The 15,507-nt window shown below is 65.0% G+C and carries 16 protein-coding genes; 11 read left to right on the top strand and 5 right to left on the bottom strand.

Annotation, left to right across the window (positions count from 1 at the left end; translation table 11 throughout):
- Positions 1-13: 13 nt before the first annotated feature.
- Positions 14-721: an ABC transporter ATP-binding protein gene (locus VCS63_RS00245; RefSeq protein WP_042796254.1), complete on the top strand. Its 708-nt coding sequence runs from the start codon at positions 14-16 to the stop codon at positions 719-721.
- A gap of 1 nt (position 722) precedes the next feature.
- Positions 723-1,463, top strand: a complete 741-nt coding sequence (locus VCS63_RS00240) for an ABC transporter ATP-binding protein (RefSeq protein WP_042796255.1) — start codon at positions 723-725, stop codon at positions 1,461-1,463.
- Between the two features lie 127 nt (positions 1,464-1,590).
- On the opposite strand, the gene VCS63_RS00235 is transcribed toward VCS63_RS00240, so the two are convergent.
- The 5 genes from VCS63_RS00235 to VCS63_RS00215 form a co-directional block, all read right to left on the bottom strand.
- Complete coding sequence (locus VCS63_RS00235) at positions 1,591-2,553, bottom strand: Nudix family hydrolase (RefSeq protein ID WP_323877970.1); 963 nt, start codon at positions 2,551-2,553, stop codon at positions 1,591-1,593.
- Positions 2,546-3,412: an ATP-binding protein gene (locus VCS63_RS00230; protein ID WP_323877968.1), complete on the bottom strand. Its 867-nt coding sequence runs from the start codon at positions 3,410-3,412 to the stop codon at positions 2,546-2,548. Before VCS63_RS00230 ends, VCS63_RS00235 begins: the two co-directional genes overlap by 8 nt.
- A gap of 24 nt (positions 3,413-3,436) precedes the next feature.
- Positions 3,437-4,663: a bifunctional glutamate N-acetyltransferase/amino-acid acetyltransferase ArgJ gene (argJ, locus tag VCS63_RS00225; RefSeq protein WP_063641317.1), complete on the bottom strand. Its 1,227-nt coding sequence runs from the start codon at positions 4,661-4,663 to the stop codon at positions 3,437-3,439.
- 99 nt (positions 4,664-4,762) lie between these two features.
- Positions 4,763-5,782 carry a hypothetical protein gene (locus tag VCS63_RS00220; protein WP_042796260.1) on the bottom strand — a complete coding sequence of 340 codons (1,020 nt, stop codon included), beginning with the start codon at positions 5,780-5,782 and terminating at the stop codon, positions 4,763-4,765.
- A 50-nt stretch (positions 5,783-5,832) separates the two neighbouring features.
- On the bottom strand, positions 5,833-6,327 hold the full coding sequence (locus VCS63_RS00215) for a MarR family winged helix-turn-helix transcriptional regulator (RefSeq protein WP_042796261.1): 495 nt from the start codon (positions 6,325-6,327) through the stop codon (positions 5,833-5,835).
- Between the two features lie 372 nt (positions 6,328-6,699).
- Here VCS63_RS00215 and VCS63_RS00210 point away from each other — a divergent pair, with 372 nt between their 5' ends.
- The 9 genes from VCS63_RS00210 (at position 6,700) to siaD (ending at position 15,491) form a co-directional block, all read left to right on the top strand.
- Positions 6,700-7,863 (top strand): ABC transporter substrate-binding protein, encoded by a 1,164-nt coding sequence (locus tag VCS63_RS00210; RefSeq protein WP_042796262.1) that lies wholly within the window; start codon positions 6,700-6,702, stop codon positions 7,861-7,863.
- A gap of 203 nt (positions 7,864-8,066) precedes the next feature.
- Positions 8,067-8,987, top strand: coding sequence for a branched-chain amino acid ABC transporter permease (locus tag VCS63_RS00205; protein ID WP_013391329.1), 921 nt, complete (start codon positions 8,067-8,069; stop codon positions 8,985-8,987).
- A gap of 2 nt (positions 8,988-8,989) precedes the next feature.
- On the top strand, positions 8,990-9,955 hold the full coding sequence (locus VCS63_RS00200) for a branched-chain amino acid ABC transporter permease (RefSeq protein ID WP_042796263.1): 966 nt from the start codon (positions 8,990-8,992) through the stop codon (positions 9,953-9,955).
- Positions 9,952-10,719, top strand: a complete 768-nt coding sequence (locus tag VCS63_RS00195; protein WP_323877966.1) for an ABC transporter ATP-binding protein — start codon at positions 9,952-9,954, stop codon at positions 10,717-10,719. The genes VCS63_RS00200 and VCS63_RS00195 overlap by 4 nt, the downstream gene beginning before the upstream one ends.
- Entirely contained in the window at positions 10,719-11,423 is a 705-nt protein-coding gene (locus VCS63_RS00190; protein ID WP_042796265.1) for an ABC transporter ATP-binding protein, read from the top strand. Before VCS63_RS00195 ends, VCS63_RS00190 begins: the two co-directional genes overlap by 1 nt.
- Positions 11,424-11,731: 308 nt before the next feature.
- The gene (gene siaA / locus VCS63_RS00185; protein WP_197723190.1) at positions 11,732-13,720 is read left to right on the top strand and encodes a biofilm regulation protein phosphatase SiaA; all 1,989 of its coding nucleotides are present in this window, start codon (positions 11,732-11,734) and stop codon (positions 13,718-13,720) included.
- Between the two features lie 23 nt (positions 13,721-13,743).
- Positions 13,744-14,283: a biofilm regulation protein kinase SiaB gene (gene siaB, locus VCS63_RS00180; protein WP_042796266.1), complete on the top strand. Its 540-nt coding sequence runs from the start codon at positions 13,744-13,746 to the stop codon at positions 14,281-14,283.
- Between the two features lie 36 nt (positions 14,284-14,319).
- On the top strand, positions 14,320-14,697 hold the full coding sequence (siaC, locus tag VCS63_RS00175) for a biofilm regulation phosphoprotein SiaC (protein WP_042796267.1): 378 nt from the start codon (positions 14,320-14,322) through the stop codon (positions 14,695-14,697).
- Positions 14,694-15,491, top strand: coding sequence for a biofilm regulation diguanylate cyclase SiaD (siaD, locus tag VCS63_RS00170; protein ID WP_042796268.1), 798 nt, complete (start codon positions 14,694-14,696; stop codon positions 15,489-15,491). The genes siaC and siaD overlap by 4 nt, the downstream gene beginning before the upstream one ends.
- Positions 15,492-15,507: the final 16 nt, after the last annotated feature.

Raw genomic sequence — 15,507 nt, 5'->3', positions numbered from 1 at the left:
AGGAGCCTGACACATGTTGAAAGTCAGCAATCTCAAGAAGCGCTTCGGCGGGTTGGTGGCCCTGCAAGGCGTTGACCTGGACGTGCCTCGCGGTTCCATCCTGGGTGTCATCGGCATGAACGGGTCGGGCAAGACCACCATGCTCAACTGCATTAACGGCATCTACACGCCGGACGAAGGCCGCATCGAGCTCGATGGCCGGAACATCGCCGGCAAGCAGATCCACGAGGTCGCCCGCCTGGGCGTGGGGCGCACCTTCCAGGTGCCGCGCATCTTCCGCCAGCTGACCTTGCTGGACAACCTGGAGGTGGCGCAGCAGCAGACTGGCCGCAGCGCGGATGAGCGCTATGCACAATCCGAGTACTGGTTGCACAAGGTGGAGCTGCACAGGCTGCGCCACAACTACGCCGAAGAGCTGTCTGGCGGGCAGCAGAAACTGGTGGAGCTGGCGCGCATCATGGTGGCGCGGCCCAAGGTGGTGCTGCTGGACGAACCCTTCGCGGGCGTGAATCCGGCGCTGGCGCAGTTGCTGATCTCGGTGATCCGGGAACTGCCGAGCGAGCACGATTGCTCGGTGGTGCTGGTTTCGCACGACCTGACCTCGATCTACCAGTTGTCCCATCACATCATCGTCATGAACGAAGGCGCCATCCTGAGCCAGGGTAACGCCGAGCAAGTGCGCGCCGACCCCCGCGTGGTCGAAGCCTATCTGGGAGCCTGAAATGAGCACGTCGATACTCGCGCTGGAAGACGTGACCGTGGCGTACCACGGCGACATCACCATTCTGAACCACGTCAATATCCAGGCGCGCGCGGGCAAGGTGACCGGGGTTATCGGACCCAACGGCGCTGGCAAGTCCACGGTGTTGAAGACGATGTTCGGTTTCCTGCCGCCGCGCACCGGCCGCATCACGCTTCGCGGCGCGGATATCAGCGCGCAGCCTTCGCATGAGCGCGCGAGCCACGGGGTGGCTTTCGTGCCGCAGCACCGCAGTCTGTTCGGCGAGCTGTCGGTGCACGACAACCTGTTGCTGGGCTGCTGGCCGTTCCGCGGCGACAAGACTCGCGTGCGTCAACGTATCGATTCGGTCTACGACCGCTTCCCCATCCTGGCGCAGAAGCGCGACGACCCCGTCTCTAGCATGAGCGGGGGGCAGCAACGTTTTGTGGAATTCGGGCGGGCCTTGCTGATCGAACCTTCCGTCATCCTGCTGGATGAGCCCACGGCCATGCTGGCGCCGAAAATTTCCAAGGAGATCTACGGCCTGATCCGCGGATTCGCGGACGAGGGCATGACGGTGGTGCTGGTGGACCAGAACGTGCGCCGGTGCGCCGAGGTTTCGGATTACATGTACATCCTGGAGCTGGGCCGCAACAAGGCCGAAGGTGGGCGCGAGGCCTTTGACGACGGCGGAGGCTTGCGCGAGATGGTTGCGTCCTGGATGGATTACAAGATCGATTGAGGCGTCGTTTCGGATTGAATGATCTTGCAGGGCCAGCCCCATGCCGGCCGCGCGGGCGGCCTCATGGGGCTTAGGCAGACTCTTGGGACGTCATGATCGGCGCAGCCGGTGTCTCAAGAACCCGTGCTCAGAGCACCCCGCGTATCCCGGCAATGCCATGCGCTCCATGGCGCAAGGCCTGTGACACGGTCTGGGTGGACTGCCCGCCCAGCGCGAACACGGGAATGCCGGCATCGTGGATGCCTTGCACGAAACCTTCCCAACCCAGCGTCGGAGCGCCAGGATGGCTGGGCGTGTCCAGCACCGGACCCAGCACCGCGAAATCGGCGTCCAGATCCCGTGCGTGGATGATTTGGGCGTTGTCGTGCGCGGACACGCCGACCAGCGCCCCTGCGGGGAGTTCGGGGCGGGCCGTGAGCTTGGCGGCATCGGCCGCGCGCAGATGCACGCCGTCGGCCTCGCGCCACCAGGCGGCGGGGTGGACGCTGTTGACCAGTACCCGGGCGCCCGCGGCGCGGCAGCGCTTGAGCACCTGCTGCAGCACTTCATGCAGCGAAGGAGAAGCGACCCCGTCCGGCCACTGCGGTTCGCGCAGCTGCACGAGTTTCACGCCGCGCGCCAAGGCGGCTTCCAGCCGGCCGAGGAAGGCGGTCACGCCCGCCCGCGAACCTACGGAACTGATGCCGTAGGTGGTGGGCAGTTGCAGCCAGCGCAACGGGGGCAGGGCGGCAGGCAGCAGGTCGCCGACGGAGGCCGCGTTGGCCGGGTCTACCCATTCCAGGCGCTGGTTTTCCAGGCTGCGCGGTTCGCCTTCCCAGCCGGTGACGTGGCAGAACGCCAGGCGCACCGTGGTGTGAGGATAGGCGTGCACATAAGTAACCCAGGGGCGGGATTGCGTGACGCGGATGCCGATTTCTTCCTGCAGTTCGCGCGCCAGCGCTTGCAGCACGGTTTCGCCGGGCTCCAGCTTGCCGCCGGGCAGCTCCCACCAGCCTGCCCAGGGCTTGCCTTCGGGGCGCTGGCCCAGCAGCAGCATGCCGTCGGGGCGCAGGATCAGGCCGGCGGCGACGTCGATGATTTTTTCAGACATGACGGGCCGCCCAGTCGCGCGCGAACTGATAGGCCACGCGGCCCGAACGCGAGCCGCGCTCGATGGTCCATTGCAACGCCTCGGTGCGCGAGGGTTCGATCTGCGATTCGGGGCAGCCCAGTTCGCGCAGCCAGTGGTAGACGATGTCCAGGTAGTCGTCCTGCTTGAAGGGGTAGAACGACAGCCACAAGCCGAAGCGCTCGGACAGCGAGATTTTTTCCTCGACCGTTTCGCCGGGATGGATTTCGCCGTCGGGCTGATGCTTGGCCGCCAGGTTCTCGCTCATGTATTCCGGCATCAGGTGGCGCCGGTTGGACGTGGCGTAGATCAGCACGTTGTCGCCGGCGGCCGATACCGAGCCGTCCAGCACGGACTTCAGCGCCTTGTAGCCGGCCTCGCCTTCCTCGAACGACAGGTCGTCGCAGAACACGATGTAGCGTTCCGGGCGGGCAGCCACCAGTTCGACGATGTCGGCCAGATCGCCGAGGTCCGACTTGTCCACTTCGATCAGGCGCAGCCCGCGGTCGCCATAGGCGGCCAGCATTGCCTTGACCAGCGAGCTCTTGCCGGTGCCGCGGGCGCCGGTCATGAGCACGTTGTTGGCCGGCTTCTTTTCAAGGAACTGCAGCGTATTGCGGTCGATGATGCCTTTCTGGCGCTCGATGTGCTGCAGGTCCGCCATGTCGATGCGCGCCACGTGGCGCACGGCGTCCAGCCAGCCGCGGGCGCCGCGCTTGCGCCAGCGGTAGGCGTGGGCGGTCCAGTCGATTTCGGGCGTTGCGGGCGGAAGCCAGGCTTCCAACTGCGCCAGCACGCGCTCGGCGCGCTGGATAAGGGTGGAGAACTCGGTTGCGGTCACGTCTGAAGTCCCGGAAGTTGCGGATCAGGAGCGGTAGTCGGCGTTGATCGACACGTATTCGTGCGAGAAGTCGCAGGTGTAGACCGTGTCGCTGACCTGGCCGCGGCCCAGGGCGATACGCACCTGGATCTCGGCCTGCTTCATCACGCGTTGGCCGTCGGCCTCCTGGTAGGCGGGGTTGCGGCCACCGTCCTTGGCCACCAGCACATCGTCCAGCCACAGGCGGATGTTGGAGACGTCCAGGTCTTCGATGCCGGCGTAGCCCACCGCGGCCAGGATCCGGCCCAGGTTGGGATCCGAGGCGAAGAACGCGGTCTTGACCAGCGGCGAATGGGCCACTGCGTAAGCCACCTTCAGCGCTTCTTCGGTGTTGCCGGCTTCTTCTACGCGGATGGTCATGAATTTGGTGGCGCCTTCGGCATCGCGGACGATCTTGGTGGCCAGGTCCAGCGCGGCGGCCGTCAGGGCTTCGCGCACGGCGGCGTAGGCGGGATCGGACTCGGCGTTCACTTCGACGCCCGACTTGCCGGTGGCGGCGATGATGAAGGAGTCGTTGGTGGAGGTGTCGCCATCGACCGTGATGCGATTGAACGAGGCGTCGGCGATTTCACCGGCCAGCCTGGACAGCAGGGGCTGGGCGATGCCGGCGTCGGTGGCCAGGAAGCTCAGCATGGTGGCCATATTGGGCCGGATCATGCCGGCGCCCTTGCTGATACCGGTGAACGTGACGGTCTTGCCGTCGATCTGGACTTTGCGCGAGTGGATCTTGGGCAGCGTGTCCGTGGTCATGATGCCGTGGGCGGCGCTGAACCAGTGGTCGGGACCCAGGTTGGCGATGGCGGCGGGCAGGCCGGCCACCAGGCGATCCAGCGGCAGCGGCTCCAGGATGACGCCGGTGGAAAACGGCAGGACCTCGGCGGCGGACACGCCCAGCAGCTTGCCCAGCGCGGCGCAGGTGTCCTTGGCCTTCTGCAGGCCTTCTTCGCCGGTGCCAGCGTTGGCGTTGCCGGTATTGATGACCAGGGCGCTGATCGGGCCGCCGGCGGCCAGATGGGCCTGGCAGACCTGCACGGGGGCGGCGCAGAAGCGGTTGCGCGTGAAGACGCCCGCCACGCTGGTGCCCGGCGCGAAGCGGAATACGGTCAGGTCGCGTCGGTTGGCTTTGCGGATGCCGGCCTCGGTAACGCCGATTTCAACGCCGGCAACAGGAAAAATTTCGGACTCGGAGGGGATCTGCAGATTAACGGCCATGACTTCGTCTCATGTATGAGCAGGACGGAATCGCCGCCAGGCGAGGCGGCGCGCGGGGGAAAGCTTCGTATTATCCCACCGGATTGGGACAGCGTCCGGTCAGGGACCGATCCGCATGGCGGCCACGTCCAGCACGCCGGCCTCGCGGTTTCCCAGCACGCTGCGCACGGCGCCGTCAGGGGCCTGCAGCACCGACTTGCCCGCGGGCACGTCCTCGCCACCCGCGCGGCGCGCCGAGCGTCCGCGCGATGGGGAAAACAGCAGATCGCCCGGTTGGGCGCCCGGCAGGCGGGAATTGGCGGCCATCACCCGGGTGCCGGGCTGGTAGGTCATGTCGCCCAGCACGGTTTCGCGTGCCAGCAGACCCTCGAAATCCAGCATGCGGCGTTGACTGTCCAGCTGCATGTCCACCTTCAGCAGCGGCATGCGGGCCACGTCCAGCGCCTCGCTGCCTTCCGTGCGCAGCAGCCAGCGCGGCGCATCGGGGGCACCTGCGGGAATGGCTTTCAGCCAGGCGCCGGGCGGCACGGCTTGCTGGTTCAGGGTATTGCCGATGGCCAGGTGGCAACTGGCGAAGCGGGGGTGCCCGTCGCGCAGGACGAACTCCAGGCGATGCCCGTGCGCGCACAGCCAGCCGTCCAGCGCCTGGTCGCGGGCGATCTCGACGGACAGGGTCTCGGCCTGTTTGGCGCTGGCGGGGTAGCGGAACACGCGCGTGGCGGCAATGCCCTGGATGGAGGCGAGGTGGCCGTCCGGGAACACGGCGAGGTCGAACGAGGCCAGCTCGCCCGGCGTGCCCAGGCTGAGGACGGTGCCGGCCGGCATCTCCACGCCTGCCAGCTGGGTGGCCTGGGGCAGCACGGTCTTGCGCTCGGCGTCGGCCTGGGCGCTTTGGCGGGCCGAGAACCACAGGCTGAACTGCTGATAAGGGAAGATGGCGCCCACGATGGCAAGGAAGGCCATCAGGATGGCGCCGCCGCGCCGGTGGCCGCCCAGCCATTCCCTGGCGCTGCGGGTAGTGGCCAGTACGGCCAGCCAGGTCAGCAATGTGGCAAGGCAGGCCAGCGACGCGGCCATCAGCACGTAGAAATTACCGCCAGGAAGAGAAACCGGAATCATGGCGGCAATTATGCGCCAATCCGCAAGCGGACATAGGCGCGGACGGGTGTTCAGTTCCGGGCGGATTCCGAGCGAGTGGCCACCACTTGCAGCTTCAGTTCGCCCAGGGCCTGGAACAGCGCATTGCGGGTGCTTTCCGGCAGGTCGCCAAACATGGATTTGACCCAGGATTCGTGGGCGCGGGCCATACGGGCGAAGCTCTTCTTGCCCAGGGGCGTGAGCTTGATGAGCGAGCTGCGGCGGTCGGATTCGACTTTGGTTCGCACCACCAGGCCTTCCTTTTCGAGCTGGTCGGTGATGCCGGTGATATTGCCGTTGGTGACCATCATGTGGCGCGACAGCTCGCCCATCTTCATGCCTTTGGGCGCGCGCTGCAATTGCGCCATCAGGTCAAAGCGCGGCAGCGTCGTGTCGAATTCATTGCGCAGGCGGCTGCGGATCTCGCTTTCGACGAGATTGGCGCAGGTCAGCATGCGCAGCCACAGGCGCAACGCATGGTGATCGTCGGGCGCGGCGCGGGATTCCAGGTCGGGAGTGTCGGTCATGGCTATGGAAATTACCGGGAATGAGGGGCGGGCGCCAGAGGCTTCCGAGCGAGGATCGCGGGGATCGCCGTCGGTCGCGTAGTGGCGGCGTGATCGGCGCGCTTCTTGAGTATCGGCGGGATGTCGGGTACTGTCGCGCGAACGTTGTGCCGGGCAACCGGCGTGGCGCGATCATAGGTGCGGCGGAGGGTAACCATGGCGGTAGCTTATTAGTAAAAACCCTTTGGTAAAAACCCTAGACTTGTTTTGCCGAATACTTTAAACCTAAACTATGAAGCACGCCAGCCTTCGCTGTGCTCTCACGAAGTTTTTCGAATCGCGATTTCAAAAAAGAACACCCTCTGCGCGGGCTCGCGCACGGAGCACACCACCATGCGTTTGATCACTTCCCTTCTGGCCGCCGCCGCCCTGGTGCCGGCACTGGCCGGCGCCGACACCATCAAGGTCGGCATCGCCAACGACATCTCCGGCCCCTTCTCCGCTCTGGGCGCTGAAGCCCGCGACGGCTTCAATCTCGCCATCAAGCAACTGGGCAGCAAGCTGGGCGGGCAGCCCGCCGAATTCGTGCAGACCGACATGGGCGGCAACCCCGACCAGGCCCGCCAACTGGTGACGCGCTACATCCAGCGCGACAAGGTTGATTTCTTCACCGGCCCCATCGGTTCGAACGTGGCGCTGGCCGTCGGCCCCGCGCTGTTCGCGGCCAAGGTGCCGTACCTGTCGAACAATCCCGGTCCCAGCCAGTTCGCGGGCGCGCAGTGCAATGCATACTGGTTCGGCACTTCCTACCAGAACGATGCCTTCCATGAAGCGGCCGGCAAGGTCGCGGCGGACCGCGGTTTCAAGAAAATGTTCATCATGGCCCCGGATTATCCGGCCGGCAAGGATGCATTGAACGGCTTCAAGCGCGGCTACAAGACCGCCCCGGGCGACGAGGTCTATACCAAGCTCGGCCAAATCGACTACGCGGCGGAACTCGCGCAGATCCGCGCAGCCAAGCCGGACGCCGTCTATATCTTCCTGCCGGGCGGCATGGGGATCAATTTCGTCAAGCAGTTCGTGTCGACCGGCCTGTCGCAAAGCGTCAAGCTGATCGGCCCGGGTTTCTCGGCCGACGAGGACGTGATCCAGGCGGTGGGCGAGCCCATGCTGGGCATGTACAACACGGCGCAATGGGCGCACGACCTGGATGTGCCGCAGAACAAGGCCTTTGTCGAAGCCTTCCGCAAGGAATACAACGGCCGCTATCCCTCGGTGTACGCCGCCCAGGCCTACGACGTGATCATGGCCATGGACGCCGCCGTCAAACAGGCGGGCGGCAAGGCTACGGACCGCGAAGCCATCGTGCGCGCGCTGGAAAAGGCCGACTACCCGTCGGTGCGCGGCAGCTTTACCTACGGCAAGAACCACTACCCCATCCAGTCCTATTACCTGCGCGTCGTCGACAAGGACGGCAGCGGCCGCATCACCAACAAGCTGGTGGGCAAGGTATTCGACAAATACCAGGACGTCTACGTCGGCGAGTGCAAGCTGTAGAGGGAAGCCCACCCCGAAGCGCTGCGCGCTTCCCCCTCAAGGGGGCATGCCTGCGGACCGGCGGAGCCGGATCCGCGGCATCCGGATCGGGTGCACCTCTGCACGCGCGGCGCTGGGTGCGCCAGCGTGATGGGCAATCAGATGGCTTTAATGATCAGGCCGCGAGCTAGGCCATCGGCAATTCGCGGCAGGGGGAAGTTTTCATGACGTTTACGCTGATCGTCGAGCAATTGCTGAACGGTCTGCAGTTTGGGTTGATGTTGTTTCTGATCGCGGCCGGGCTGACCCTGGTGTTCGGCATCATGGACATCATGAATCTGGCTCACGGCTCGCTCTACATGGCCGGCGCCTATGTCGCTGCCGAAACCATGCAGCGCACAGGTTCCTTCACCGCCGCCGTCCTGGTGGCGGCAGTCGCCACCGGCATCGTCGGCGTGGTGCTGGAACTCACGCTGATCCGCCGCCTCGCGCTGCGCGATCACCTGGCCCAGGTGCTGGGCACCTACGCGGTCATTCTGATCGCCAATGATTTGGTCAAGATGATCTGGGGGCCGGCCCCTGTCATGCTGAACATGCCGGCCGCGCTGTCCGGCCCGGTGCGGCTGCTGCCCGACCTGCTCTATCCCGCCTACCGGCTCATGATCATCGTCTTCGGCGTGGCCGCCGCGGCGGGCCTGTACTGGTTCGTGACGCGCACCCGGGCAGGCGTGCTGGTGCGGGCGGGCGCATCCAACCGCCAGATGGCCACGCTGATGGGCGTGCGCGTGCCGCTCCTGTTCCTGGGCGTGTTCGTGCTGGGCGCCATGCTGGCCGCGGTGGCGGGCGCCTTGCTCGGCCCGATCACCTCGGTGCAGGTGGGGATGGGCGAGGAAATCCTGATTCTCGTGCTGGTGTGCATCGTGATCGGCGGCATCGGGTCCATTCGCGGCGCTTTCGTCGGCGCGTTGCTGGTGGGCATGGTGGACACGGCGGGGCGGGCCTTCCTGCCCATGCTGTTGCGCCAGGTCTTTTCTCCGGCTGTAGCTTCCAGCGTCGGACCGACGCTGGCCGCCATTGCCATTTACGTATTGATGGCGGCAGTGCTGGTGTTCCGGCCCTCCGGCTTGTTTCCGGCGAGAGGGTAAGCATGAAATCCACGATCTGGACCGTGGTCCTGCTGCTTGCGCTGGCGGTCTTCCCCTTGGTGGCGCCGGCGCTGGGCCTGGACTTCTATATTTCCTTCGTGCGGCGCGTGCTGATCTACGCGTTGGCCGCGACCAGCCTGAACCTGATCCTGGGCTACGGCGGCATGGTGGCGCTGGGCCACGCGGCCTTCTTCGGCGCGGGCGCCTACGCGGTCGGCATCCTCGCCATGTCGGGCGTCACGTCGGCGCTGGTGTCGTGGCCCGTGGCCATGTTGCTGGCGGCGCTGCTGGCCTGCATCACGGGGGCGATTTCGCTGCGCACCCGGGGCGTGTACTTCATCATGATCACGTTGGCTTTTGCGCAGATGCTGTTCTACATCTTTATCTCGCTGCGCCAGTATGGCGGCGAGGACGGGTTGAACCTGCCGGGCTATTCCAGCCTGCCGGGCATCGACCTGGCCAATGACGTCAGCTTCTATTACCTGGTGCTGGTGCTGTTCGCGCTGATCATGTGGGTGTTCGGACGGGTAGTGGCCTCGCGCTTCGGCACCGCCCTGCAGGGCATACGCGAAAACGAGTCGCGCATGGAATCCATGGGCTATCCGGTCTATCGCATCAAGCTGATGGCCTTCACGCTGAGCGGCGCGGTGGCGGGGCTGGCTGGCGCTCTGCTGGCCAATCACAACCTCTTCATTTCCCCCAGCCTCATGCATTGGACCCAGTCGGCCAACCTGTTGATCATGGTGCTGGTCGGCGGCATCGGCCTGCGCTATGGCGGCGTGGCAGGCGCCGTGGTCATGCTGACCCTGGAGGAAGTGCTGCGCCTGTGGACGGAATATTGGCACCTGCCCTTGGGCGTGCTGCTGCTTTGCGTGGTGTTCGGCGCGCCGCGTGGCCTGGTGGGGCTGTTCGGCCCCCTGTTCAGCGGCCGCGCCGCTGCTCCCCAATCCGGCAAGGTGGGATCATGAACGCTACCGTAACGCCGGCCCTGCAGGCGTCGGGGCTGGTGCGCCGCTTCGGCGCGCTGGTCGCCACCGACAATGTGTCGCTATCCCTGAACCCGGGCGAGATCCACGCGCTCATCGGGCCCAACGGCGCGGGCAAGTCCACGCTGATCCATCTCTTGTCGGGGACGCTGGCGGCGGATTCGGGCACGTTGAAGATGGGCGGGCGCGACGTCACCGGCATGAACGCCCACCAGCGCGTCTCCGCTGGGCTTTCGCGCTCGTACCAGATCACCAATATTTTCAAACAGTCCACGGTGCTGGATAACCTGGTGCTTGCGGTGCAAGCGCATGCTGGCAGCAGCTTCCGCTTCTGGAAGCCGCGGGCCGCCGAATCCGCCCTGTACGAACAGGCTCGCGAACTGGCGCGCGAATGCGCCATCGACGCCAGCCTGCTGGAGCGCCCGGCCGGCACCTTGCCGCACGGTGAGCAGCGTAAGGTGGAGTTTGCGCTGGCCCTGGCCGCGCGCCCCGCCGTGCTGTTGCTGGACGAACCCATGGCGGGCATGGGGCCCGATGAAACCGTGCGCTTGACCGAATTGATTGAATCCATGCGGGGCCGCGCTGCCATGCTGCTGGTCGAGCACGACATGCAGGCAGTGTTCCGGCTGGCCGATCGCCTCTCGGTGCTGGTGTATGGGCGCGTCATTGCGACCGGCACCCCCGACGAGATCCGCGGCAACCCGGAAGTGCGGCAAGCCTATCTGGGCGACGAGGAGACCGCGTGATGCTGACCATCGAATCCGCCAAGAGCGGTTACGGCGCCAGTCAGGTGCTGTTCGGCGTGGACCTGCAGATCGGAGCGGGCCAGGTGGTAACCCTGTTGGGCCGCAATGGCATGGGCAAGACCACGCTGTTGCGCACATTGTTCGGCCAGTTGCCTTTGCGCGGCGGCAAGATCCAGTTCGCCGGGCAAGATATCAGCGGCTGGAGCCCGGACCGCATCGCCCGGGTGGGCATGGCCATCGTGCCGGAGGGGCGTCAGTGTTTTCCCAACCTGACGGTACGCGAGCACCTGACCGCCTTCGTCGCCGCCCGCAATCCGGACATCGGCGAACCTTGGACGCCCGAACGCGTATTCGAACTCTTTCCACGCTTGCACGAACGTGCCCGCAACATGGGCAACCAGCTCTCGGGCGGAGAACAGCAGATGCTGGCCATCGGCCGCGCCCTGGTCACCAATCCGCGGCTGCTGATCCTGGACGAAGCCACCGAAGGCCTGGCGCCCAAGATCCGCGAAGAGATCTGGAGTTGCCTGGCGCGTTTGCGCCAGGCCGGCCAGACTATTCTGGTGATCGACAAATATGTCGAGCGGCTGTTGAGCCTGGCGGACCGCCACGTCATCCTCGAGCGCGGCAAGGTCGTGTGGACGGGGGACTCCCAGGCCTTGGACGCGGACCGCAGCCTGTGGGAGCGCTACCTGGGCGTGTAGTAAGAAAGCTGCAATGGAACCGGGTAAAAGCCGGCTGTCGTGACATAAAAAGCAATAAACCGACATTTACATTGCAGCGCTGAAACTAAGAACGGGGGAACGCCTTACAGGCGTTTGCACCTGTTTCAATTGGAACCACTGTTCTCTAAACTTGTCGCGCCGGACGTGCCGCGTGGGTACGCCCGCATCAGGCTCATGGCCGAACAAGCGGGGCAATCGCGCGGCAAAGGCTGGTTCCCGGCCGAAGCCCATTCACGCGCCCCTTTTTACGCACGTTACGTCTTATCAGGCTGTCAGGAAGACTTTGCATGGCGAAATGGGGTTTGCGCAGAAAATCGTTGATGGCGCTGTTGCTGGCGTGCCTGGTGGCGTTGGCGCCAGCGGCCCTGATCGGCTGGCAGGTGCTGGACGGGGTCAGGGAGCACTTCGGGCGTGCTTTTTCCGACAACTTCACGCAATTGAACCGCCAGCGCATCCTGGCGCCGGTCTCTCGCGAACTGGCCCTGTCGCTGCGCCTGGCGGACAGCGAGGTCACCCGCCGCTGGTTGCGCCATGAGAGCGATCCGGCCGCCCGCGAGCTCTTCTTCCGCGAAGCCGATGGCTACCGCCGCGATCTGCTGGGCCGTGCCTATTTCATCGCCAGCGCGGCTTCTGGCAACTATTACTTCAACGACGACCAGCCCCTGTCGGAGACGCCGCGTTATACGCTGAGCAAAAGCGCGGCGGATGATGCCTGGTTCTACCTGACGTTGCGCTCGCCGGCAAAATACAACATCAACGTCAATCCGGACCTGAAGCTCAAGACGACCAAGGTGTGGATCAACGTCCAGGTGCGCGATGGAGACCGGGTCATCGGCCTGACCGGTTCCGGCCTGGACGTCGGCGGATTCCTGCACGAATTCGTCAATAGCGGCCAGCCGGGAGTCACCCCCATCATCGTCGACGAGGAAGGCGCGATCCAGGCGCACATGGATGCCTCGCTCATTGCCTACAACTCGGGTGCCGGGGGTGCGGGCGCCGGCCGCGGCATGGTGTTCGACCTGTTGGACGGCGGCGAGGGGCGCTCCGAGCTGGCCGCCGCCATGAAGGCGGCCCGGGCCGCGCCGCAATCGGTGCAATCCGCATGGGTCAAAATGGATGGCATCCGCCAGCTGGTTTCCGTGGCCTACATGCCGGAGCTGCATTGGCACGTGCTGACGGTGGTGGACCTGGGCGCCGCCCGGGTGCTGGATACGGATTGGCTTTGGCCCGCCGCCATCGGCCTGGTGGTGCTGTTTGCGGCCATGCTGCTGTGCTTCGGATACGCAATCGAACGGCTGATGTTGCGTCCCCTGCGCCGCCTGCAGCAGTCGGCTCGCGCGATAGCGGACGGCAGCTACGACGTGCGCCTGCCGCCGGGCGGCCAGGACGAGATCGGCGACCTCAGCCGCGCATTCGGCGTGATGGCGGACAAAGTGCGCCAGCACACGGCCGAACTCGAAACCAAGGTACGCGAGCGTACTTCCGAACTCGAGGACGCCAACCGCGCCATGGCCGCCGCCCATAAAAAGATCGACGATTCGATCGACTACGCCAGCCTGATCCAGCGCGCTATCCTGCCGGACCGCCAACTCACCCAATCCTTGGGCGCGCACCATTTCGTGTTGTGGAAGCCCCGCGACGTGGTGGGCGGCGACTTCTACGTGTTCCGTTCCGACGGCGCCAATTGCCTGCTGGGCATCATGGATTGCGCCGGCCACGGCGTGCCCGGCGCCCTGATGACCATGCTGGCCCGCGCGGCCATAGACCTGGCGATCACCGAGGTCGGGCCAGCAGATCCGGCCGCCATCCTGACGCGCACCGACAGCGCCATCCGCGCCATGCTTGCGGACGCGCAATTGCCGCGCGCGCTGGCCACCAATACCGATGCGGCCCTGGTTTATATTGACCGCCAAGCCGGCAGGCTGCTCTATGCCGGCGCCAAGATCAGCCTCTACGCGAGCAACGGTGAAGCGTTGCGCGAGGTGCCCGGCGGCAAGCGGGCGCTGGGGGACAAGCGTACCGAGATCTACGAAAACATCGAACTGAAGATGGAACCCGGCTGGACCTTTTACCTGGTTACGGACGGGTTCCTGGACCAGGCCGGGGGCGAGCACGGCTTTGGCTTTGGCAATACCCGGTTCGCGGAAATGCTCAAGACGCACGCGCGCCGGCCGTTAACCGAACAGGCGGCCGCTTTTACCCAGGCGCTGGCCGAGTACCAAGGCGGACGCCCGCAGCGTGATGACATCACCCTGCTGTCGTTCCGTTTCGAATAAACGTTATCAGGGCGGTGACCCCCATGAATGCCTCCGATCTATACGCATTGGGCGAACGGTTCAATCAGAATCGCACCCTGTTGTGCTTTAACGGACCGATTTCCCGCAGCCTGATCGAGGAAATCGGCAATGCGCTCAAGAACTACCTGAACGCGGAGCACGTGCGGCCGGCCGAGGCCATGGACGTTTTTTCGGTCTACATCGAAATGATCCAGAACATTCGCCAGTACGCCGCACTGCATGGCGACGGGGATGCCTCGGCAACCGTGGTGATAGGGCGGCGCGATGAAAGCCGCTACGTGGTGTCCGCGGGCAATCTCGTCAAGGCGGAGGACGGACGGTCGCTGGTCGCGCGCATCCAGGAACTGGCGGCGCTGGACAAGGCGGCGTTGAAAGCCGAATACAAGGCGCAGCTGCACAAGCCGCGCGCCCAGGGCGTCGCCTCGGGCGCGGGACTGGGCCTGATCGACATCGCCCGCCGGGCCGGCGCGCCGCTGGAAGCCAGCCTGACGCCTGCCGCGACGCCAGGGCAGGCCTTCTTCAGTCTGAGCGTCGTGATCTGAGCCGCGCCTGTCCAAGAAATATATTTGGAGCAATTGATGAAAGATTTGAATATTCCCGGGACCCAGTCCACGCCTGCCATTACGGCCGACACCGCGGCCGGCGTGTTGACGATGCGCGGCGACTCCTACCCCGAGAATTCCTTCGAACTGTTCGGTCCGGTCATTGAATGGGTCGAGGCCTACCTGCTTAGCAGCGCCGCACCCTTGAAGCTGGAATTGGAACTGCTGTACCTGAACACCAGCAGCATCAAGTCCGTCATGGACATTTTCGATCTGCTGGAAGCGGCTCATGGCAAAGGCCGTGAAGTCAGCGTTACCTGGTTCTACGACATGCGCAATGAGCGCGTGGGCGAATTGGCCGAGGAATTCAAGGAAGACTGCACCTTTCCATTTTCGGTCGTCGGCCGCCAATGAAATCCGACGCCGCCCAGCTGGACAAGCGCATCGCCGAATTGCTGGCGGACCCGGCCTATCAGGGCCATCCGTTGCATGAAGCGCTTGGCGCGCTTTGGCGGCATACGGCCGAGCAGATGGCGCGCATCGAGCGCGTGACCCAGCTGTCGGATGCCTACCAGAGCATGGCGCACGAGCGCGAGCTGGGCCTGTGCGACCGTTTTGACCGGCAGCTGCGTCGCCTGACCCGCATAGCGCGCATTTCGGACCACTATCAGAACATGATGCGGGACCTGAATTCGGCGTTGCTCGAAACCTCCAACCGCGATCCCCTTACCGGGCTGTTGAATCGGCGCGCCTTGATGGAAATGATCAAGCAGGAGGTTTTGCGCGTTTCCCGCGGCGGCCCCACTTTCGTCGTGGCGATGCTGGACGTGGACCACTTCAAGTCCGTCAACGACCGCTATGGCCATGAAACGGGCGACCGCGCGCTGGTCGAGCTGGCTGGCGCGCTGGGCAACAACCTGCGTGAATACGATCTGTGCGGCCGCTGGGGCGGCGAGGAATTCCTGGTGTTGCTGCCCAGCACCCAGCCCGAGGGCGCGCAGCGCGTCATGGACCGGCTGGTCGGCGCGGTGCGGGCCCTGGCGATTACGGTGGGGGATGGCGTATTGAGATTGACGGTCAGCATAGGCATGGCATATCACCAGTTGGGAGAAACCTTCTCTGAAACGCTCAGCCGCGCGGACCAGGCCTTGTATCTGGCCAAGCAGGACGGACGCGACCGCGTCGAACTCGGGTTTCCGAAACGCTGAATGAAACCGGATCAGC

This window comes from Achromobacter sp. D10, assembly GCF_035282245.1.
Lineage (GTDB): Bacteria > Pseudomonadota > Gammaproteobacteria > Burkholderiales > Burkholderiaceae_B > Achromobacter > Achromobacter insolitus.
The sequence above is the reverse complement of the archived record's forward strand: the minus strand, read 5'-3'. Positions and strand labels throughout refer to the sequence as shown.

What these genes read in the sequence shown, in the direction of transcription:
- siaD (WP_042796268.1), top strand. Translation starts at nt 14,694, where the DNA reads ATGAAATCCGACGCCGCCCAGCTGGACAAGCGCATCGCCGAATTGCTG.
- argJ (WP_063641317.1), bottom strand. Translation starts at nt 4,663, where the DNA reads ATGGCCGTTAATCTGCAGATCCCCTCCGAGTCCGAAATTTTTCCTGTT.
- VCS63_RS00200 (WP_042796263.1), top strand. Translation starts at nt 8,990, where the DNA reads ATGAAATCCACGATCTGGACCGTGGTCCTGCTGCTTGCGCTGGCGGTC.
- VCS63_RS00245 (WP_042796254.1), top strand. Translation starts at nt 14, where the DNA reads ATGTTGAAAGTCAGCAATCTCAAGAAGCGCTTCGGCGGGTTGGTGGCC.
- VCS63_RS00215 (WP_042796261.1), bottom strand. Translation starts at nt 6,327, where the DNA reads ATGACCGACACTCCCGACCTGGAATCCCGCGCCGCGCCCGACGATCAC.
- VCS63_RS00235 (WP_323877970.1), bottom strand. Translation starts at nt 2,553, where the DNA reads ATGTCTGAAAAAATCATCGACGTCGCCGCCGGCCTGATCCTGCGCCCC.
- VCS63_RS00240 (WP_042796255.1), top strand. Translation starts at nt 723, where the DNA reads ATGAGCACGTCGATACTCGCGCTGGAAGACGTGACCGTGGCGTACCAC.
- siaC (WP_042796267.1), top strand. Translation starts at nt 14,320, where the DNA reads ATGAAAGATTTGAATATTCCCGGGACCCAGTCCACGCCTGCCATTACG.
- VCS63_RS00205 (WP_013391329.1), top strand. Translation starts at nt 8,067, where the DNA reads ATGACGTTTACGCTGATCGTCGAGCAATTGCTGAACGGTCTGCAGTTT.
- VCS63_RS00210 (WP_042796262.1), top strand. Translation starts at nt 6,700, where the DNA reads ATGCGTTTGATCACTTCCCTTCTGGCCGCCGCCGCCCTGGTGCCGGCA.
- siaA (WP_197723190.1), top strand. Translation starts at nt 11,732, where the DNA reads ATGGCGAAATGGGGTTTGCGCAGAAAATCGTTGATGGCGCTGTTGCTG.
- VCS63_RS00190 (WP_042796265.1), top strand. Translation starts at nt 10,719, where the DNA reads ATGCTGACCATCGAATCCGCCAAGAGCGGTTACGGCGCCAGTCAGGTG.
- VCS63_RS00220 (WP_042796260.1), bottom strand. Translation starts at nt 5,782, where the DNA reads ATGATTCCGGTTTCTCTTCCTGGCGGTAATTTCTACGTGCTGATGGCC.
- siaB (WP_042796266.1), top strand. Translation starts at nt 13,744, where the DNA reads ATGAATGCCTCCGATCTATACGCATTGGGCGAACGGTTCAATCAGAAT.
- VCS63_RS00195 (WP_323877966.1), top strand. Translation starts at nt 9,952, where the DNA reads ATGAACGCTACCGTAACGCCGGCCCTGCAGGCGTCGGGGCTGGTGCGC.